Raw genomic sequence first — 20,069 nt, 5'->3', positions numbered from 1 at the left:
GGGTTGAAAACCTACAACCTCGCAAAGCACCGCCCTTTAACCGAGCAAAATTACGGCTTTTTAAAAGATATTATGATAAAAACGAGTGGGAATCCGTGGCTTTTTTTCTTTTTAACCCTCTGGTTTGCCTGTGGGCTCCTGCAATGGCTCTATCATATTGGGATTTTCAGCCGGTTATACTGGCAGAAACCTCTTGCTTTCCGCCAAAAGGCTAACTACCCTCGGGCAACGGTTGTTGTGGCGGTTCACAATGAAGCCCACAATTTACCTTCCCTGCTCAAGGCCCTGCAAGTTCAGGAATACCCGCAAGCCTGGGAGTTGTTGATTGTCAATGACCGATCCACAGACCGCACAGGCGAAATACTCCAACAGGCCAAAAAATGGCTCCCCAACTTACGGGTTTACACGATTCCCCAAACCCCTGAGGGCATCAGTCCAAAAAAGTATGCGATCCAACAAGGCATCCGCAATGCGCAGTACGACCGACTGATTTTTACCGATGCAGACTGTATTCCACAAAGCCCACATTGGCTGCAAAAAATGGGGAAACACCTCTGTGAAGGCCCTCAATTCGTTTTAGGCTACAGCCCTTATGAATATAAACAGGGTTTTTTGAATTTATTTATTAGATTCGAAACACTTTTGACAGGGATTTCCTATCTTTCAATAGCAATGTGGGGGAATCCATATATGGGCGTTGGACGAAATTTGGCCTACACCAAGAAAACGTTCACAAACCATGGTGGATTTGACCGGCATCAACATGTTCTGAGTGGTGACGATGACCTGTTTGTCAATGAACGGGCAAACAAAAATAACACCCGATGGGAAATTCACCCTGATGCTTTTGTGGTTTCAAAACCTGCAACAAGCTGGCAAGAATTTATCCATCAGAAAACACGCCACCTCTCGGCAGGAAATTATTATCAATGGAAAGATCGCCTGATTTTAGGGGGCTGGATCATGAGCAAAGTAATATTTTACGCGTTTTTGATTCCTTTTATCCTAATTTTAGGCTTAGATTATTATTTGATAAGCTATTGGCTACTAACCACTTTTATCATTGGATTCAGTAACTACTTGGCATCAAAAAAACTTGATGAAAAAATTTCTTACATGAACATGGTAATTTTAGACCATTTGTACGTAATATATTACGTGCTCATTGGTTTACGAGCACTATTCACCAAACAAACTCAATGGAATCATCACCTAAAAAGCAATTTTCAGCCAAAGCATTAGAGGATTTCAAATTAATCGACCTTGCCGTGGATCAAGGAGATCAGCAGGCTTATGCTGATCTAATGAAACGCTACAAGAAACCGGTTTATCATATCATTTTGAAGATGATTCGGAATGTCGATGATGCCGAAGATTTGACCATAGAAGCTTTCGCCAAGGCTTTCAAGAACCTTCATAAGTTTAAGAAAGACTATACCTTTTCCACTTGGTTGTTCCGTATAGCGACCAACAATGCGATTGACTTTATTCGCAAGAAAAAACTCGATACCCTCAGCATTGAATCCACTTACAAGGATGACAATGGAGAGACGGTGGGTATTGAGGTGCGCGATGGTGCGCTGAACCCACAGGAGGAAGCCATCAAAAGTCAAAAGATTGAATTGGTACAAATGTTTGTCACCAAACTGCCCCCAAAATACCAGCGCCTGGTGCGTTTGCGTTATTTCCAGGAGCTCTCTTATGACGAAATCGCCAAAGAACTTGAATCTCCGCTTGGCACAATTAAAGCACAGCTACACCGTGCCCGCGAATTACTGTATGACTTGGTAAAAGGCAACGAACACCATATTTAAGCCCCAATAAGTTGATCGTTAAGCAGATTATTTGTTAATGTCTGCCTTTTTTAGATGTTATTTTGTTCAGACCAAAGGGATCGTTTACCTTTGTGAAAATATGACCCCAAGGAGAGTTTAATACTCTCCTTTTTATTTCAATATTGTATGGAACACACTGTCGATATCATCTTCAAATATTTCCCTGACCTTACAGAGAAACAAAAGGAACAGTTCACACAACTGAAAGACCTTTATTACGAGTGGAATGCTCAGATCAACGTTATTTCGCGCAAAGACATTGAAGAGCTTTATGTTCGTCACGTATTGCACTCTTTAGCGATTGCCAAAGTAATGGCATTTCGCCCCGGCGCAGACGTGCTCGATGTTGGTACAGGAGGAGGATTTCCCGGTATTCCATTGGCCATTATGTTCCCTGAGGCTAATTTTCACCTGATCGATTCTATCGGAAAGAAAATCACCGTGGTTCAGAATGTTGCCAAAGCACTCGGCCTAACCAATGTGAAGGCGGAGCAGGTTCGTGCTGAAAAGGTAAAAACCAAATACGACTTCGTTGTTTCCCGTGCGGTAACACGCATCAAGCCATTCTTTAACTGGATCAGAACCCACTTTAAAGAGGAATCCAAGCATACCCTTTTCAATGGTATTCTTTACCTTAAAGGTGGAGACCTGACAGAGGAGATGAAGGAACTTGGACGTCCGTACGATGAATATCAAATCCCCGATTTCTTCAGCGAAGCCTTCTTTGAAACAAAAAAAGTTATTTACATCGAAGTAGAATAAAATGGATCAGGTTCAACAATCGAAAGATTTCAGCCTGCTGAATTTCTGGAAAGAACCCCGTGCGGTTCAAGAGGTGGAAGCCCCCGCACAGGCAAAAGTCACCGCCACATTGCGCACCTATCTACTGATGTGGATCCCGATGGTCGTGGTGATGGGCATCATCTCCTTACTGGAAAGCAGTGGGGCGATCTCCAATTTGGACAAACATGCCATTGAGCAACTGTTACACACCTATCCACTGCTGTTGGTGTTTTTATTTGCCGGCCTTATTCAGCCAACCCTTGAGGAGGTTGCCTTTCGCTTATTTTTAAGACCTAAATGGGCGGATGCTTCTCTCATTCTCTGGGTAACCTTCATGAGTGGCATCATGTATCAGTCCATCCCAAAGCCTTATTCCTTTGTGATCATTGGTGCATTTGCTGTGGGCCTTTACCTGTATTTTTCTGACTTCCGGGTTCGTCGAAACCAATTATGGGAAAAGCATGGCAATGCGATTTTCTGGTTCTCCGTGATTTCCTTTGGCTTGGCACATATGGTGAATTTCATTGCCGTGGACATCCCAATATGGGCCATTCCACTGATGGTATTACCACAGCTTGTCGCTGGTTACTTCCTGGGTTTTGTACGCTTGAAGTTCGGCATCCGATACTCCATATTGTTCCACTGCCTCCACAATAGCTTACTGCTGGTAGGTTATTTTGCCAATGAATATTGGCTGCATTGGTTCTGATACTAAAAAATAAAGGAAACTGCTTCGTGTTAAACTGAGCAGTTTTTTTTATATTCTACCTCACCCATCAACCATCTTATGAAAAAAGTAGGCATCATCGGCGCAGGAATCGCAGGACTTTCTGTTGCCATTCGCTCAGCTATTGACGGCAACGACGTTCATGTGTATGAAAGCAATGATTATCCTGGTGGTAAACTTTCGGAAATTAGGCTTGGCAACTACCGGTTCGATGCCGGCCCCTCGCTCTTTACACTTCCTGAACTGGTGGATGACCTCTTTAAATTAGCGGGGGAAAAACCCTCAGACCACTTCCAATATGACCGCCTCGAGAAGCTCTGCCGATACTTCTATGAAGATGGCCTTCAGCTTACCGCCTTTGCTGACCCACAGGCTTTCGGCAAAGAAATTACGGACAAACTCCACATCCCTTCTGACCGGCTATTGAAAGGACTCGCCAAAAGTGCTCAGCTTTATGACTTGCTCGCCGACCTGTTCATGTATAAAAGTATCCATCGGGCAAGCACATTTTTAAGTAAGAAAGCCCTTTGCGCCTACCCCAATATGCATAAGCTGAACTTCCTGAAAACCATGCATGAGGCCAATATTGCATTGTATAAACACCCTGCACTCGTACAGCTTTTTGACCGTTATGCCACTTATAATGGTTCCGACCCTTATCAAACTCCTGCAACCATGAATATTATTCCACACCTGGAGTACCATTTAGGGGCTTATGCGCCAAAAGGGGGAATGATTTCCATCACACAATCGTTATTTGAACTTGCCCAACGCAAGGGCGTGCATTTTCACTTTAAGCAAAAGGTCACTCAAATCATTGTTCAGCAGAAAAAAGCCATTGGTATTGTCAGTAATGATGAAAGGCATTTTTTTGATCAGGTGATTAGCAATATGGATGTGGTGAACACCTACCAAAAGTTGCTCCCTCAAATTCCAGCTCCTGAGCGATTACTGAAGCAGCCAAAATCAAGCTCTGCATTAATCTTCTATTGGGGAATAAATCGCAGTTTTGAGGAGCTCGATGTGCACAATATTTTCTTCAGCAAAAACTATAAAGAAGAGTTCAACCATATCTTCCATCAGAAAAAAACCTATGCTGATCCGACCATCTATGTCAATATCAGTTCAAAATACACCCCTGGAGACGCCCCAATTGGAAGTGAAAACTGGTTCACGATGATTAATGTCCCACACAACGAAGGACAAGATTGGAATCAGTTGATTTATGAAGCCCGAAATAACATTATCGATAAGCTCAGTCGTTTATTACAGACCGATATCCGCCCTCATATTGTAGAAGAAGATTACCTGGATCCAAGGCGGATTGAAGCGCGGACAAGCAGCTTTGGAGGAGCGCTTTATGGCAACAGCTCCAACAATAAGTTCTCGGCTTTCCTCCGCCATGCAAACTATTCTTCCAAAATAAAAAACCTCTATTTCTGCGGAGGGAGCGTCCACCCTGGAGGCGGCATTCCACTCTCCATTCTCAGTGGGAAATTAGCTCATGAATTTATGTCTGAATAAAAAAATAAGGCACCTGAATCAACAGGTGCCTTATTTTTTATAAGGATTATATTTTTAGCTTGGAATTAACTGCTGGTAAGATTCATAACGGCTCATGATATTCTTCACATAAGCAACAGGCTCACGACCTCGGCAATAACCCGACTTCACCACAGGGTCTTTGTAGTATTCCGCTTCAGACTTCTTCAGCATGAAAACCTCCACATTATCATCCCATGTTTTGGTATCCTTACCATATTTCTCTGCTAATCGCTGCGCATCCAAAACATGGCCCTGCCCAGCATTATAACTTGCCAGAATAAACTTAATTCGCTCTTCAGGATTCTCTACCCGTTTTGCCCAAAATTTATTAAGCCAATTCAGGTATTCTGTTCCCGCTTCAATATTATGGTGAGGATCATAAAGTTTTTCTGAATCCTTCCCAAAGAATTTGGCCGTATTTGGCATGACCTGCATCAGCCCTTCGGCACCCATCCACGATTTTGCATGTGGGTTAAAGAGCGACTCCTGATAAATCTGAGCTGCCAGCAGGCGCCAATCCCATCGGATATTTTCCGCCCCTTCACGAATCAGTTCGTCATAAGGGCTCAGGCGGGCACCATTCAGTGATGAGAACTCCGAATCATTACGCAACTTCAGGCGTTTCTCATCCATGAAGTACCGATTATAAATACCATTGAAACGGAAGGTACGTTTGATTTGCGTCAGCCAGTCGTTGGTAGCGGCCAATAGCTCAGGGGAATTTTTTCGCACCGCCCAGGATAAAGGTTGTGCTTCATCAATCGCCATCTCCGTATCCAAATTACCAAAATAAACGGCTTTGGAATTGGCGATATATTGATCTGCAATGGTATAATCGATTAACCCCTCGGCAACCTCGCGGATCAGTTCATCAGTAGACTTATCCACGACCTGAACATCCACAGGAGCTTTACAGATCAGCGACAACCGATGCAGCATATTCGCATAAACAGTATTTTTTGCCACATAAACCGTTTTGTTGGCCAGCTCCACTCGCTTCACCAAAAATTCGGTAGGCTGCTCTGGACTCACAGGATTTTTTCTACCCACTTTACGCTGCACCAAAGCAGGTGCTTCTTCACGCAGGGCATCTGTAAAATTAACCAGAAGTTTGCGACGGTTGGTCTGGGAAAGATTATGAGCAATGACATCTCCTTCTCCTGCGTTCAGCAATTTCATTGCCGAAGCAAATGAATCTGTCATTTTCACCTTCAGGTCCACATCAAGGGATTTGGAAAGGCTCTGTAACAATTCATACTCATAACCTCGTGGTGTTCCTTTATACAGGTAGTAACTTGAACGGTTCCCATAAAGAATTGCCGTCAGGTATCCTCGGTCTTTGATCTCTTTCAGATCGATTTCCACCATCGGAGTATGCGTTACCAACTGATGTTCGAGCACTTCTGCCTTGATCGTGTTGGTGGACGTCTGCCGACAAGCCGTAGGAATCAAACTCAGCATTACTGCTGCGTAAAGAAATCGGGCACCGCGATTAAAAGAACTATTGATGTAATGGGCAATATTCATATAATTTTGCTTTCGAATACTCACAAATAAACGATCTCGTTTCATCTGCTGAATTTAAAAGTGAACAACATGGGTTAAATCCAAATTATTCTTTGAAACTCGCGCATTCATTACTTGAGCAAGTATACGGAAAAACATTTCAATTATTTCCATTAATATTCATGTAGGTGTGTATTCATACACGAAATGAGCGATTAATGGATGAAATCCGCTATTTTAATTATATAAATTTTAGTTATAACTATTCCCCAACTTATAGAGTTTATATAAATCCTTATAAAAATAAAAAAAGAGCCCCGATTTGGAGCTCTTTTTTACAACCTTCACAATCCTGCTGGATCGCTACTTGTATTAATATCTATAATATTCTGGCTTGAATGGGCCTTCAACAGTTACACCAATATAAGAAGCCTGATCTTCTGAAAGTGTATCCAACTCCACACCGATTTTAGCCAAGTGCAAGCGTGCTACTTTTTCGTCCAGATGCTTAGGCAAGGTATAAACTTTGTTTTCATAGGCGTCACCATTGGTCCACAACTCGATCTGAGCCAATGTCTGGTTAGTGAATGAGTTAGACATTACAAAAGATGGGTGCCCAGTTGCACAACCCAAATTCACCAAACGACCTTCAGCAAGAATAATAATATTTTTGCCATTTACAGTGTACATATCCACCTGATCCTTAATCGTATCTTTGGTATCACCATATTTGCCGTTCAACCAAGCCATGTCGATCTCATTATCGAAATGACCAATGTTACAAACGATCGTTTTGTCTTTCATCGCTTCGAAATGACGACCAACCACGATATCCTTATTACCTGTAGTTGTTACAACGATGTCGGCTTCTCCTACGGCATTGTCCATTTTCTTCACCTCGAAACCTTCCATCGCGGCCTGCAATGCACAGATTGGGTCAATTTCAGTAACAATTACACGCGCACCTGCTGCTCGCAAAGATTCTGCAGAACCTTTACCTACATCACCAAAACCAGCAACTACGGCTACTTTTCCAGCAATCATTACATCAGTTGCACGGCGGATACCATCCACCAACGACTCACGACAACCATACTTGTTATCAAATTTTGATTTCGTTACCGAATCATTCACATTAATCGCAGGCATCACCAATGTACCCATGCGCTCACGCTCATAAAGGCGGTGAACACCTGTTGTTGTCTCTTCTGATAAACCACGAATATCTTTTACGAATTCAGGGAAACGATCAAAAACCATATTGGTCAAATCCCCTCCATCATCCAAAATCAAATTCAACGGCTTGCCACCTTCAAAGGCTGTCAAAGTTTGCTCAATACACCAGTCGAACTCCTCATCGTTCATTCCTTTCCAGGCATAAACAGGGATACCAGCTGCTGCAATCGCTGCGGCGGCGTGATCTTGCGTTGAAAAAATATTACATGACGACCAAGTTACCTCTGCCCCTAAAGCCACCAAGGTTTCGATCAATACTGCCGTTTGGATCGTCATGTGAAGACAACCTGCAATACGTGATCCTTTCAATGGCTGGTCTTTACCGTACTCCTCACGAAGCGACATCAACCCTGGCATTTCAGCTTCCGCAAGCGTAATCTCTTTACGTCCCCAATCTGCGAGGGAAATGTCTTTTACTTTGTATTTAAGACCTGATTCAATCATTGTTTCAAAAATATAGTTATTGATAGTTAATTTTTATTTGACATCATAAATCACTGTTAAAGTCAATAGTCTAAAGCAACAAACTTTATTTCTTTGAACTGATAACTTTTTTGACCAAGTGCTGATTCAACAAGCAGTGGTCCCTGGTCTTCCACCCCGATGATCCGCCCCTTAATTCTTGTACCATCAGCTTCCTCAAAATCATGAACTTGCTGATAACCATAAAGGGCGTTTAAATAGGCTTCTTTGATTTTTTCCTGATGTCCTTCTGCTAAGTTATGAAATCTTTCACTCATTGATTGAACAATCAGCTGCAAAATCTCACGTTTGTCAAAAAGCTGACCGCAACACATCCCGAGGGAAATTGCCCGATCAAGCTGAAAACTCATTTGATTGACGTTCAGCCCTACACCAATCACACACCAGTCAATTTTCCCAGCGCGAATCACATTCTCTATCAAAATCCCACAGATTTTCTGCTCTCCTACCAAAATATCGTTTGGCCATTTAAGCTTTAATAAATCTGACGGGATATATTGCTCCAGTACTTCGTAAATACTCAGTGCCACAACCATACTGATATAGAACTGCTCACTCAGGTGCACGAAAGGCAATTGCACTGCCGCCGAGAAGGTAAGGTTCTTTCCAGGCTCGGATTCCCAGTGGTTTCCTCGCTGCCCCCGGCCAGCCGTTTGGTCTTCAGCCACTATGACAGTGCCATTATTAATGTCACCTTTTAGTGCAAAATTCATTGCATAGCTGTTCGTGGACTGACATGTTGGCAGAAAAGTAATTTCTTTTCCGATTCTAAATTTTTTTGCCAATTTTTTGCGGTGTGAATTATACTTATATTACCTCGCTAATTTATATACATCGAATGGAAGAAAAAAATAACTTGACCTCAGAAGAACTAAGTCAAATGGTTGTAATGGGGATGTTGGACAAAAAAGCAAGTAATGTCGTAGTGATGGACCTTCGCAAGGTGGGAAATGCTGTGGCAGATTTCTTTGTGGTTGCAACTGGTAATTCAGATACACAAGTGGAATCTATTGCTCGTGGCGTTGATGAAGAGGTTTTTAAACAATGCAAAACCAATCCTTGGCATCGCGAGGGAATGGATAACCGTGAATGGGTGCTGATTGATTATGTGGACGTCGTAGTGCACGTTTTCAAGCAGGATAAAAGAGAATTCTACAATTTGGAAAATATGTGGGGGGATGCTAAAATCACCCGCATCGAGGAATAATTAGTTTTTGGGGGGAAATTCAAACCTTTCCCCAAAACTCTTCGATAATAATAAGGTCAGAAAAGTACAACTACTTTAAGATAATTGTAATAAATTATTGCGTTTGTTGACAATAATCCTACAAGCAAATCTTACCTTTATCAAAGTTGAACGACAACCTCAAACCTGTAACTTTTTATACAAACTAATTTATAATGGCAGAGAATCCACAGAAAAAGCGAAAGATGATTCCTACACCGCCACCAAGAAATAATTACCAAATGTGGGTGATTGTTTCTTTGCTGTTATTGGTGATTGGCTTCAGCCTGTTCGGTAACGGGAATCACACCAAGGACATTACCCTTAATCGCTTTGACGAGATGTTGAAAGCTGGTGACATCAAAGAGATTGTCGTTGTGCAAAACCGCAACAGCGTCGAAGTGTCGCTGAGAAAAGAAGCGCTTGAGAAAAAAGCCTACAAAGAGGACCAAAATGGCAACAGCGTCGGTTTCGGCGGCCAAACCAACGATGGTCCACACTATAAAATTCAAATCGTTTCAGGAGATTCCTTCATTGAGCATTTAGGCACAATGGAAGACAACCTGCAAAGCAACGACCCCGCTTACAAAAAAATCGGGTATAAAGTCGAAGAACGATCTGATTTCACTTCCTTTATTTTCAATTATGGCTTCCTGATCCTGATGATTGTGGCCTTTTGGTTCCTGATGCGCCGCATGACTGGCGGTGGCGGACCTGGCGGTCAGATTTTCAATATCGGAAAATCCAAAGCACAACTTTTTGATGCAGAAAATAAGGTCAAAATTACTTTCAAAGACGTTGCCGGCCTCGATGAAGCCAAAGAGGAAGTTCAGGAAGTTGTAGAATTTTTGAAAAAGCCTTCAAAATTCACCCGCCTCGGAGGTAAAATTCCTAAAGGTGCATTGCTTGTAGGCCCTCCTGGTACAGGTAAAACATTGTTGGCCAAAGCCGTTGCTGGAGAGGCAGGCGTACCATTCTTCTCGCTTTCAGGTTCTGATTTCGTCGAGATGTTCGTTGGTGTGGGTGCTGCCCGTGTACGTGATTTGTTTAAACAAGCCAAAGACAAAGCGCCATGTATCATCTTTATCGATGAGATCGATGCCATTGGTCGTATGCGTGGAAAAGGGCAAATGCCTGGTTCAAACGATGAACGTGAAAACACGCTGAACTCTTTATTGGTAGAAATGGATGGTTTTGGTACTGACTCAGGGGTAATTATCCTTGCGGCGACCAACCGCCCAGATGTATTGGATAGCGCATTGCTTCGACCAGGCCGTTTCGACCGTCAGATTTCTATTGACAAGCCAGACATTGTTGGCCGTGAGGCCATCTTCAGTGTTCACTTGAACAACCTGAGACTTTCCCCAGATGTTGATGCCAAGAAACTGGCAGCGCAAACCCCTGGCTTTGCTGGAGCGGAAATTGCCAACGTCACCAACGAAGCAGCTTTGATTGCTGCCCGCCGGGACAAAGAAGCGGTAGATATGCAAGATTTTCAGGATGCTGTCGATCGTGTGATCGGAGGACTTGAAAAGAAAAATAAGATTATCTCTCCTGAAGAGAAGAAAATTGTGGCTTACCACGAAGCAGGCCATGCAGTGGCAGGCTGGTTTTTGGAGCATGCCGATCCATTGGTAAAAGTAAGTATTGTCCCTCGTGGTGTTGCCGCTTTGGGTTATGCGCAGTATTTGCCAAAAGAGCAGTTCTTGTATCAGACGGAGCAATTGATCGATGAAATGTGTATGGCGCTCGGTGGCCGTGTTGCCGAAGACTTGATCTTCAACAAGATTTCCACAGGTGCATTAAGTGATCTGGAGCGTGTAACGAAAATGGCTTACTCCATCGTTTCGATTTACGGGATGAATGCTGAAGTGGGCAATGTTTCCTTCTACGACTCCAAGGGCAACGATATGGCATTTTCAAAACCATATTCTGAAGCTACAGCAGAGAAAATCGACGAAGAAGTTCGTAAGATTATCGAAGGGGCTTACCAACGTACCAAAGAGTTGTTGATGAGCAAAAACGATCAGCTTGAACTGATTGCTCAGGAACTGTTAGACAAAGAGATTTTGTTCCAGTCCGATTTGGAAAGACTGATCGGCAAGCGTCCTTTTGAAAAGCAGACCACTTATAAGGAATTCATGGACAAGGACATCAAAACTGTGGAAATCCCACCAGTAGCTGATGATAGCGACAACCTTGAAAAACCTTCTCAAGAGAATACAGAAGTATAAGCTTGAACAACAATATTCAGTTTTAAAAAATCAGATGGGTGATAAACTCGTCTGATTTTTTTATTTTTGCCCCAATAATAATCCGCAATAACAGGCCTTTTTGACTTGAGTACCGGCACAGAACATATGGATCTAAACGAATTAAAAGTACTTCCGCAAGGGAAAAAAATCTTCTTTGCCTCGGACTTTCACCTTGGCGCACCCAATGCCGAGCAAAGCCTGATCAGGGAACGGAAAATTGTGCGATGGCTCGATCATATTGAAGCAGAAGCGCATGCGATCCTGTTTCTTGGCGATATCTTTGATTTCTGGTTTGAATATAAAACGGTCGTTCCGCGTGGCTTCAACCGATTCTTCGGAAAGCTTGCAGCCCTCAAAGACCGCGGAATTCATGTCTATATGCTTACTGGCAACCATGATATGTGGATGTTTGATTTCTTCCCCAAAGAGTTCGGGATACCCGTCATTAAGCAACAGCCGATAAGCATCACGATCAATAACACCCGACTGATGTTTGGCCATGGCGATGGGCTCGGGCCTGGCGATAAGAAGTATAAGTTTCTGAAAAAAATCTTTGCCAACCCCTTCTGCCAGTGGTGCTTCGAACGCCTGCATCCCAACCTCGGCATTGGCATTGCCACGCGGTGGTCACATGGAAGCAGGGCTCAAAATGCCGACTTCGATGAGCAGTTTTTAGGGGACGACGAATGGATTTATGCCTATTGCAAAGCCGTCGAAGAACAGCAACACCATGATTATTATTTATTTGGACATCGCCATTTACCTATGAATCTGAGCGTTAGCGACAACAGCCGTTACCTGAATTTAGGAGAATGGATCTCACATTGCTTATATGGTGAGTTTGATGGACAAAAGCTTGAATTGCGAAATTTCGAATCGGAAACCAAGCCAATAAACAATTGATTATCAACAATATTTGATATATTTACGATCAAATAAACAAGCATTATCCCATGAGAAATGAATATTTGGAGGAAGTCCTCGAAGAAATCCTGACAGATGAGTCAACGGTTGAAGAGCGGGATCTTATGGTTTATAACGATGATATCAACACCTTCGATCACGTCATTGATACCCTGATCAAAGTTTGCCGACACACCACTGAGCAGGCAGAACAGTGTACATGGATCATCCATTACAAAGGAAAGTGTGCCGTAAAAAAAGGTACTTTGCGCGAGCTCAAACCTATGCGCGATGCCATTTGTGAAGCAGGCATTGACGCCAAGATTGTCTGAGCCTGAGCTACACTCTCCGCAACCCGTTTTATATGCAATTTTCATCAAAACTTATAGAAAACGCCGTCGGCGAAATCTCTAAATTACCAGGCATTGGGCAAAAAACAGCCCTGCGCCTGGTAATGCACTTGCTCAAAGCCCCTGAGGAACAGAGCGAGTCTTTATCAAAGGCCATTGTTAAAATGCGCCACGAAATTCAGTTCTGCAAAAAATGCCACCATATCAGCGACGAGGAAACCTGCAACATCTGCAACTCCCCACGGCGTGATGGCACGATCATCTGCTTGGTGGAAGAATCCCAGGACGTGATGGCCGTAGAAAACACCGCACAATATTTTGGGCATTACCATGTACTGGGTGGCGTAATTTCACCCATGGAAGGCATTGGCCCCTCGATGCTGAAGATTGATTCTCTGGTAAAAAGAATTACCGAAAGCATAGCAACAGATCAGCCCATTAAAGAGGTGATTCTGGCATTGTCCCCGACAATGGAAGGCGATACCACTGCCTTTTATTTAACGAAAAAATTAAAGGCTTTCGAACACCTGAAAATTACCACCATTGCACGAGGTATCCCTGTTGGTGGCGAGCTGGAATATGCTGATGAAGTAACATTGGGCCGCTCAATTCAGGCAAGGGTTTCTTTTGCCGACTAAGGGAAAAATGGAAATCACTTTGTCAATTTCAGTCAGTTAGGATAAATATTGAAGCGGAAAAATTAAAGATCGTGCAACATTAAATTAATGTGTTGTTATATTTAGTTGAACATTCGGAATTTTTAGTAATACTGACTAAATTTTGATGTTTATAATTACTCATTAAACCGTTTTAACCGCATTAATTTATGGACATCCTATCCAATCGTGTAAAATCCATGACCGTATCAGCTACTTTGGCCATGGCACAAAAAGCTCGTGAAATCAAAGCTCAAGGAGCAAATGTTATTAGCCTGAGCTTAGGTGAGCCTGACTTCAAAACTCCTCAGCACGTTCAGGATGCCGCCAAGGAGGCTATCGATTCTGGCGACTTCTTCTCTTACACACCAGTACCTGGTTACCAGGATTTACGTGAAGCGATTGCCGCAAAATTAAAGCGCGAAAATGGTATAGAGGCTAAAGCTGAAAATATTGTGGTTTCTACGGGCGCCAAACATTCTATTGCCAATGTGTTCATGTGTATCCTGGACGATGGCGATGAAGTGATCATCTACTCTCCATTCTGGGTAAGTTATCCTGAAATGGTTGGTGTTGCTGGTGGTAAGCCTGTATTTATTAATGCTGGTATCGAGAAAGATTTCAAAGCTACTGCCGATCAGCTTGAAGCCGCAATCACGCCAAAAACCAAAGCCATCATTTTCTCTTCTCCTTGTAACCCTACAGGAGCGGTATTCTCTAAAGATGAGCTTCAGGCTGTTGCTGATGTGGTCACCAAGCACGAAAACATTGTTGTGATTGCTGATGAGATTTATGAGTACATCAACTTCACAGGCAAACATTGTTCTATCGCCACTTTGCCAGGAATGGCCGAGCGTACCATTACGGTTAATGGCCTTTCAAAAGGACACGCAATGACAGGCTGGAGAATTGGTTACATTTGTGCCCCTGAGGCCATTGCCAAAGCTTGTATCAAGTTGCAGGGCCAGTTTACTTCAGGAACCAACTCTATTGCACAGCGTGCAGCTATTGCCGCCTTTGAAGGCGATATGGAACCTACCAAAAAAATGGGGGAAGCTTACTACAACCGTCGTTCGATGGTTTATGAATTGCTTTCTGAGATTGAAGGTGTAAAATTGGCGATGCCAGAAGGTGCTTTCTATTTCTTCCCAGACATTTCCGCTTTCTTCGGCAAGAAAACTCCAGACGGTGAAACCATCAAAGATGCCAACGATGTTTCGATGTATTTACTGACACAGGCACACGTATCTACCGTATCGGGCGCAGCTTTTGGTGCACCAGATTGTTTAAGAATTTCTTACGCTGCTTCAGAAGAACAACTTCGTGAAGCCATCGCCAGAATTAAAGATAAATTAGCGCTTCTTTCATAATTATAATGCTTGAAGCGTCCCAATTAGGCATCTGTTTTGCAGATGCCTTTTTTATGCACGCTATTCTGCACTAAAAAAGGCAAGTTTATCAGTATTAAAGCGGATCTTTTTTATTTTTGCAGGATAGAAAATTGAAAGCTTAGCAATGAAATATTCCTCTTTAGATAAAATATTTGAACAATTTAATGACCTAAAGGTGCTTGTCATCGGCGACGTCATGGTAGACTCCTACATTTGGGGGAAAGTCGATCGGATTTCTCCAGAAGCACCCGTGCCAGTAGTCAATATTCATAAAAAAGAGGATCGTTTGGGCGGTGCAGCCAATGTCGCCAAAAATATCCAATCACTTGGAGCGACACCCATCCTCTGCTCTTTGGTCGGGGAAGATGGTGATGGCGAAAATTTCATGCGTATCCTTGAAGATCGGGGAGTTTCTACCGAAGGAATTCTTCAAAGCAGCGAACGGGTAACGACCGTAAAACAGCGCGTTTTGGCAGGTTCCCAGCAGATGATGCGCATTGACACAGAAACCGACAAAGCACTCAGTGCACAGGAGCAAAAAGCACTTCTTTCGAAAATTAAAACATTAATAGACCAAGTTGATGTTATCATCTTCGAGGATTACGATAAAGGAGTACTCAACAAAGCAGTGATTGCGCAGGTGGTAAGCTGGGCTCGGGAAAAAAATATCCCGACGGTCGTGGACCCTAAAAAACGCAATTTCCTGTTTTATGAAGGCGTAACGCTTTTTAAGCCCAACCTGAAAGAAATTAAAGAAGGGCTGAAAATTGAGTTCAACCCAGATCAGCCTGCCGAGCTTGAAGGAGCGGTAAATCAGTTACTCAGCAAGCTAAATGCTGATATTGCACTGATCACCATGTCGGAGCGAGGCGTTTACATTAAAAGCAAAACAGAACACGTACATATTCCTGCACATATCCGCAGCATCTCTGATGTTTCGGGCGCAGGCGATACCGTCATCAGCATTACGTCGCTGTGCCTGGCAATGGGACTGCCGCTGGATTTCTCTGCATCGCTGGCCAATTTAGGCGGCGGTTTAGTCTGTGAATCCCTGGGCGTTGTGCCTATCGACAAGAAGCGATTGTATGAAGAAGCGGATAAACATCAATATATCTCATTGATCAAATAACTGTAGGTTAACACCTTTCATCAAGCCATTTTCTTTTTTTTAACTCATGAATATTTTTGTGGAAAAGCTTTCCACTGAATCTCGTTCAACAGTTAAAAGATAGAATATGGCTTTTTTATTATCTTAACACTTTACTTGTGATGAATTGGAATTCTATTCATGAAAAACTCATCAACCAACTTTATCTGACCAAGCCTTATGCTGACAAGGTCATTAATGCCACAAGGCTGATCATCACCATCTCGGTCGTGATCGGGATCATTTATGCCCTGGGCTTTGAGCTCGATGAACAAAGGCTTCAAAAGGTCATTTACTGGTTGGAGATCACCCTGAATGTGTACATCCTGAATTTTATCATTCGAGCAATTTACAGCCTCGAAATCAAACATTTTATTCGGGAGCACAAGGTAGAACTGGCACTGATTCTGTTTGTGGTGCTCAATAAAATCACCACCCATCACCTGGATAATTACATCTTCCAGCTGATGATCAAGAATCACCATTTCAGCCACTTGCGACATGCCAATTTCTATTTTGGCTTCGTATCCTTCTGCCTGTTACTGGTTTTCATTAATGAGTTCACGGATGGGTCCCGATTCCTCTCAGAACTCAAGATGTCGCCTCCAAAGCTGATCACCCTGAGTTTCTTGCTTTTGATTCTTGCAGGTGCAGGCACCTTAATGCTGCCTGCCATGACGACCGCACCAGGCTCCATGCCATTTATTGACGCCCTGTTCACCTCCACAAGTGCCGTCTGTGTTACTGGCCTGATTGTGGTAGATACCGCCACCTATTTCACCCTAAAAGGGCAGGTGGTTATTATGTTCCTTTTCCAGGTGGGTGGCCTCGGAATCATTGCTTTTGCCGTCTTCTTTTCTGGTATTCTTAGAGGTACTGCCAATATCAAAGAACAGGTATTGCTTCAGGATTACCTCTCTTCGGAATCCTTACAGGAAACCAAAGAAACCCTGAAAGCCATCTTTAAACTCACGTTCCTTATCGAGTTATTGTCCTCTATCGGAATTTATTTCTCTTGGCAGAATGTTCACTTCACCTCTATCGGCCAAAAAATATATTTCTCGGTATTTCATGCAATTTCCGCCTTCTGTAATGCTGGTTTCAGCCTGTTCAGTAATAACCTTTTTGAATCAGGTGTAAAGGATTGCTACTTCCTGCATATTGTGGTGGCCGCTACAATTGTATTTGGTGGGTTGGGCTTTGGAGCCATGAACGACATATTCTCGCTCACCAAGCTGCGCGAGCGCATGGACAAACCCTGGATGGAATGGAAGCTCGGAACGAAAGTCGCCGTTTGGGTAACTTTTGGACTGATCCTTTTCGGTACTGTATTTTATTACTTCCTCGAAAAAGACAACTCGCTTGCAGGGCTTAACTTTGGGCAGGCCATTGTCGCTTCCATGTTTCAGTCTGTAACCACACGTACTGCTGGCTTCAATACCGTTGACCTCTCCAATATCAGGACAGGCACAGTGTTGATCATGAGTTTGCTGATGTTTATCGGTGCCTGTTCAGGCTCCACGGGTGGGGGTATTAAAACCTCAACCTTCTTTGTGATCATGGCCTCGTTCTTCAACAACCTGCGAGGAAAATCACGTATCGAATTCGGCAAAAGGGAGTTGCCCAAAGAAGCCTTGTTTGATGCCACATCTATATTTATCTTTGCGATCATTATCAATGTCGGCTCAGTGTTCATCCTGACCATCTTACAGGAAAAAGACACCTTGCAGATGATCATTTTTGAGCAATTCTCCGCATTTTCAACCTGTGGGCTAAGTATGGGACTCACGGGGCACCTCGCCTATTGGAGCAAGTGGATTTTAATAAACTCCATGTTCCTCGGAAGGGTGGGTACACTAACTTTTGTCTTGGCACTAAGCTCAAGCAAATACACTAAAAACTACAAATACCCAAGCGTGAATATGATGATTGGGTAATAGGAAAATATGAAATATGACTTTTTAATTGTTGGCGCAGGGCTCTTCGGAGCCGTGTTTGCCCAACAAGCCACAAAAAATGGCAAACGCTGCTTGGTGATTGATAAGCGCCCTCATTTAGGAGGAAATGTATATTGCGAAGAAATTGAAGGGATCAACGTCCATAAATACGGTGCTCACATCTTTCATACTAATGATAAAACGGTCTGGAACTATGTAAATTCCTTTGTTGAATTTAACCGATATACCAATAGCCCATTAGCCAATTATAAGGGAGCGTTGTACAACCTGCCTTTCAATATGAATACCTTTCACCAACTTTGGGGAGTACACACTCCCGACGAGGCCAAAGCGATTATTCAGAAACAGATTGATGCCGAGAATATCAATTCTCCGCAAAACCTCGAAGAGCAAGCTCTTTCGTTGGTTGGGAGAGATATTTACGAAAAGCTGATCAAGGAATATACAGAGAAACAGTGGGGATGCCCTGCCACAGACCTACCTGCCTTTATCATCAAACGATTGCCTGTCCGGTTCACTTTTGACAATAATTATTTTAAAGATCGTTATCAGGGAATCCCAATTGGCGGATATAACAAGCTTGTTGATGCACTTTTGGAAGGGGTTGACACGCGTACCAATTGTGATTTTTTCCAAAATAAGGAGGCGCTTTTACCACTTGCCGACAAGGTTGTTTACACAGGTAAACTGGACGAATACTACGATTTTCAGTTTGGGCACTTAGAATATCGAGGATTGGATTTCAAGCATAAAACACTTGACACTGCCAATTTTCAAGGGAATGCTGTGGTCAATTATACAGATGCTAAAACTCCTTACACTCGAATCATTGAACACAAGCATTTTGAATTTGGCACCCAAGCCAAGACGGTAATCACTGAAGAGTACCCCAAAATGGCTTCAACCTCTGACGAGCCTTTTTACCCCATCAATAATGAGCGCAACAATAAGATGCTTCAGCAATATATGGGGCTGGTAAAACAAGAGGACAACGTCATCTTTGGAGGCCGCCTTGCTGAATATAAATATTATGATATGCACCAAATTGTCGCATCAGCCTTAAAAGCCTATAAGAATGAGCATTAAAACCATTTATGTGATCTCCCCTCCTAATTACGCCACAGGAGGCACTTTATTATTGCATCAAGCGGCTTATTATTTTAACCAACTTGGTATTACTGCTAAAATGTTCTATGGGAAAAAGATAAAGTCTGATCCTGTGCACGAGCAATTCAAAAAATTCGGCATTGACTACGATACCAAGATTCCAAACCAAAAGGATGTTATGGTGATTGTTCCTGAGGTAAGGATTGATCACTTGCGCAATTACCGTAAAGTCCATAAAGTCATCTGGTGGCTGAGTGTTGATAATTTCCATATAGAAATCGATTCACTAAAACCCAAAAGAAGAATATACAGGAATTTAATGGGCTATTACAATGTGTTTAATGATCATTATACTCATTTGGTTCAAAGTAAATATGCCGAAACATTCTTGAAAGAAAAGAATGTTAAAAGTCGCTTCCTCTCAGATTATCTTGATGACGTTTACACTTCAATGGAGGTGGATTTTTCCAAACCAAGAACCTCTCAGATCCTGTATAACCCCAAAAAAGGAATTGAAACCACTAAATTATTAATGGAAAAATTCCCCAATTATAACTGGGTGCCACTCGAAAATCTAAGCCCTGAGCAAATGCGTAACCTGATGCTTGAAAGCAAAGTTTACATTGATTTCGGGAACCACCCTGGCAAAGACCGTATCCCTCGCGAAGCTGCAATCTGTGGATGCTGTGTGATTACCAATAAAAATGGGTCTGCCGCATTCCAAGAGGATGTCCCTATCGACCCTCAATATAAATTTGATGAAGAAACGCTTGACTTTAACCGATTTGAGGCGGTAGTTCATTCCATTTTTGAAGATTATTCATCCAAACAATCGAATTTTTCGAATTACCGAGAAAAGATAAAAAATGAACAGTCCGTTTTTGTTGAGGAAATGAAAAGTTTTATCGATTCAATAAAATAACCGACAAAAAAAGGCTACCCAAAACGGGTAGCCTTTTTAT

Annotated in this window: 18 protein-coding genes; 15 read left to right on the top strand and 3 right to left on the bottom strand. The window is 42.8% G+C overall.

Translation table 11 applies throughout. The features are described 5' to 3' along the window. Positions 1–72 precede the first annotated feature (72 nt). The 5 genes from AABK40_RS01790 to crtD all read left to right on the top strand — a co-directional run bounded on the left by AABK40_RS01790 (position 73) and on the right by crtD (position 4,869). A complete protein-coding gene (locus AABK40_RS01790; RefSeq protein ID WP_338397484.1) occupies positions 73–1,242 on the top strand; it encodes a glycosyltransferase in 1,170 nt (389 codons plus the stop codon). Then, positions 1,200–1,814 carry an RNA polymerase sigma factor gene (locus tag AABK40_RS01785; protein ID WP_332919717.1) on the top strand — a complete coding sequence of 205 codons (615 nt, stop codon included), beginning with the start codon at positions 1,200–1,202 and terminating at the stop codon, positions 1,812–1,814. The genes AABK40_RS01790 and AABK40_RS01785 overlap by 43 nt, the downstream gene beginning before the upstream one ends. Positions 1,815–1,961: 147 nt before the next feature. Next, a complete protein-coding gene (gene rsmG, locus AABK40_RS01780) occupies positions 1,962–2,597 on the top strand; it encodes a 16S rRNA (guanine(527)-N(7))-methyltransferase RsmG (protein ID WP_332919718.1) in 636 nt (211 codons plus the stop codon). A 1-nt stretch (position 2,598) separates the two neighbouring features. After that, positions 2,599–3,327, top strand: a complete 729-nt coding sequence (locus AABK40_RS01775) for a CPBP family glutamic-type intramembrane protease (RefSeq protein WP_338397483.1) — start codon at positions 2,599–2,601, stop codon at positions 3,325–3,327. Positions 3,328–3,405: 78 nt separating this feature from the next. Then, positions 3,406–4,869, top strand: a complete 1,464-nt coding sequence (crtD, locus tag AABK40_RS01770; RefSeq protein WP_338397482.1) for a 1-hydroxycarotenoid 3,4-desaturase CrtD — start codon at positions 3,406–3,408, stop codon at positions 4,867–4,869. 54 nt (positions 4,870–4,923) lie between these two features. On the opposite strand, the gene AABK40_RS01765 is transcribed toward crtD, so the two are convergent. From AABK40_RS01765 to AABK40_RS01755, 3 genes are all read right to left on the bottom strand, one after another. Continuing rightward, the gene (locus AABK40_RS01765) at positions 4,924–6,462 is read right to left on the bottom strand and encodes an MltF family protein (RefSeq protein WP_332919721.1); all 1,539 of its coding nucleotides are present in this window, start codon (positions 6,460–6,462) and stop codon (positions 4,924–4,926) included. 306 nt (positions 6,463–6,768) lie between these two features. Then, entirely contained in the window at positions 6,769–8,076 is a 1,308-nt protein-coding gene (gene ahcY / locus AABK40_RS01760) for an adenosylhomocysteinase (RefSeq protein WP_332919722.1), read from the bottom strand. 62 nt (positions 8,077–8,138) lie between these two features. Continuing rightward, positions 8,139–8,900: a biotin--[acetyl-CoA-carboxylase] ligase gene (locus tag AABK40_RS01755; RefSeq protein ID WP_332919723.1), complete on the bottom strand. Its 762-nt coding sequence runs from the start codon at positions 8,898–8,900 to the stop codon at positions 8,139–8,141. Between the two features lie 53 nt (positions 8,901–8,953). Between AABK40_RS01755 and rsfS the strand changes: the two genes are divergently transcribed. The 10 genes from rsfS to AABK40_RS01705 all read left to right on the top strand — a co-directional run bounded on the left by rsfS (position 8,954) and on the right by AABK40_RS01705 (position 20,029). Further along, complete coding sequence (gene rsfS / locus AABK40_RS01750; RefSeq protein WP_332919724.1) at positions 8,954–9,322, top strand: ribosome silencing factor; 369 nt, start codon at positions 8,954–8,956, stop codon at positions 9,320–9,322. A 194-nt stretch (positions 9,323–9,516) separates the two neighbouring features. Further along, entirely contained in the window at positions 9,517–11,574 is a 2,058-nt protein-coding gene (gene ftsH, locus AABK40_RS01745) for an ATP-dependent zinc metalloprotease FtsH (protein ID WP_332919725.1), read from the top strand. 126 nt (positions 11,575–11,700) lie between these two features. Continuing rightward, a complete protein-coding gene (locus tag AABK40_RS01740; protein WP_332919726.1) occupies positions 11,701–12,498 on the top strand; it encodes a UDP-2,3-diacylglucosamine diphosphatase in 798 nt (265 codons plus the stop codon). Positions 12,499–12,548: 50 nt separating this feature from the next. Next, positions 12,549–12,830, top strand: coding sequence for an ATP-dependent Clp protease adaptor ClpS (locus tag AABK40_RS01735; RefSeq protein ID WP_332919727.1), 282 nt, complete (start codon positions 12,549–12,551; stop codon positions 12,828–12,830). A 32-nt stretch (positions 12,831–12,862) separates the two neighbouring features. Continuing rightward, the gene (recR, locus tag AABK40_RS01730) at positions 12,863–13,486 is read left to right on the top strand and encodes a recombination mediator RecR (protein ID WP_332919728.1); all 624 of its coding nucleotides are present in this window, start codon (positions 12,863–12,865) and stop codon (positions 13,484–13,486) included. A 188-nt stretch (positions 13,487–13,674) separates the two neighbouring features. Then, positions 13,675–14,874 (top strand): pyridoxal phosphate-dependent aminotransferase, encoded by a 1,200-nt coding sequence (locus AABK40_RS01725; protein WP_332919729.1) that lies wholly within the window; start codon positions 13,675–13,677, stop codon positions 14,872–14,874. A gap of 145 nt (positions 14,875–15,019) precedes the next feature. Next, the gene (gene rfaE1 / locus AABK40_RS01720) at positions 15,020–16,024 is read left to right on the top strand and encodes a D-glycero-beta-D-manno-heptose-7-phosphate kinase (RefSeq protein ID WP_332919730.1); all 1,005 of its coding nucleotides are present in this window, start codon (positions 15,020–15,022) and stop codon (positions 16,022–16,024) included. Between the two features lie 140 nt (positions 16,025–16,164). Then, complete coding sequence (locus AABK40_RS01715; protein ID WP_332919731.1) at positions 16,165–17,979, top strand: TrkH family potassium uptake protein; 1,815 nt, start codon at positions 16,165–16,167, stop codon at positions 17,977–17,979. A 9-nt stretch (positions 17,980–17,988) separates the two neighbouring features. After that, positions 17,989–19,086 carry a UDP-galactopyranose mutase gene (gene glf, locus AABK40_RS01710; RefSeq protein WP_338397481.1) on the top strand — a complete coding sequence of 366 codons (1,098 nt, stop codon included), beginning with the start codon at positions 17,989–17,991 and terminating at the stop codon, positions 19,084–19,086. Further along, positions 19,076–20,029 (top strand): hypothetical protein, encoded by a 954-nt coding sequence (locus tag AABK40_RS01705; protein WP_338397480.1) that lies wholly within the window; start codon positions 19,076–19,078, stop codon positions 20,027–20,029. The genes glf and AABK40_RS01705 overlap by 11 nt, the downstream gene beginning before the upstream one ends. Positions 20,030–20,069 lie beyond the last annotated feature (40 nt).

The sequence above is a fragment of the Persicobacter psychrovividus genome, from assembly GCF_036492425.1.
GTDB lineage: Bacteria > Bacteroidota > Bacteroidia > Cytophagales > Cyclobacteriaceae > Persicobacter > Persicobacter psychrovividus.
The sequence above is the reverse complement of the archived record's forward strand: the minus strand, read 5'-3'. Positions and strand labels throughout refer to the sequence as shown.

Excerpts from the sequence above, each read along its gene's own strand:
- AABK40_RS01790 (WP_338397484.1), top strand. The coding sequence starts at position 73 with ATGATAAAAACGAGTGGGAATCCGTGGCTTTTTTTCTTTTTAACCCTC.
- AABK40_RS01785 (WP_332919717.1), top strand. The coding sequence starts at position 1,200 with ATGGAATCATCACCTAAAAAGCAATTTTCAGCCAAAGCATTAGAGGAT.
- rsmG (WP_332919718.1), top strand. The coding sequence starts at position 1,962 with ATGGAACACACTGTCGATATCATCTTCAAATATTTCCCTGACCTTACA.
- AABK40_RS01775 (WP_338397483.1), top strand. The coding sequence starts at position 2,599 with ATGGATCAGGTTCAACAATCGAAAGATTTCAGCCTGCTGAATTTCTGG.
- crtD (WP_338397482.1), top strand. The coding sequence starts at position 3,406 with ATGAAAAAAGTAGGCATCATCGGCGCAGGAATCGCAGGACTTTCTGTT.
- AABK40_RS01765 (WP_332919721.1), bottom strand. The coding sequence starts at position 6,462 with ATGAAACGAGATCGTTTATTTGTGAGTATTCGAAAGCAAAATTATATG.
- ahcY (WP_332919722.1), bottom strand. The coding sequence starts at position 8,076 with ATGATTGAATCAGGTCTTAAATACAAAGTAAAAGACATTTCCCTCGCA.
- rsfS (WP_332919724.1), top strand. The coding sequence starts at position 8,954 with ATGGAAGAAAAAAATAACTTGACCTCAGAAGAACTAAGTCAAATGGTT.
- ftsH (WP_332919725.1), top strand. The coding sequence starts at position 9,517 with ATGGCAGAGAATCCACAGAAAAAGCGAAAGATGATTCCTACACCGCCA.
- AABK40_RS01740 (WP_332919726.1), top strand. The coding sequence starts at position 11,701 with ATGGATCTAAACGAATTAAAAGTACTTCCGCAAGGGAAAAAAATCTTC.
- AABK40_RS01735 (WP_332919727.1), top strand. The coding sequence starts at position 12,549 with ATGAGAAATGAATATTTGGAGGAAGTCCTCGAAGAAATCCTGACAGAT.
- recR (WP_332919728.1), top strand. The coding sequence starts at position 12,863 with ATGCAATTTTCATCAAAACTTATAGAAAACGCCGTCGGCGAAATCTCT.
- AABK40_RS01725 (WP_332919729.1), top strand. The coding sequence starts at position 13,675 with ATGGACATCCTATCCAATCGTGTAAAATCCATGACCGTATCAGCTACT.
- rfaE1 (WP_332919730.1), top strand. The coding sequence starts at position 15,020 with ATGAAATATTCCTCTTTAGATAAAATATTTGAACAATTTAATGACCTA.
- AABK40_RS01715 (WP_332919731.1), top strand. The coding sequence starts at position 16,165 with ATGAATTGGAATTCTATTCATGAAAAACTCATCAACCAACTTTATCTG.
- glf (WP_338397481.1), top strand. The coding sequence starts at position 17,989 with ATGAAATATGACTTTTTAATTGTTGGCGCAGGGCTCTTCGGAGCCGTG.
- AABK40_RS01705 (WP_338397480.1), top strand. The coding sequence starts at position 19,076 with ATGAGCATTAAAACCATTTATGTGATCTCCCCTCCTAATTACGCCACA.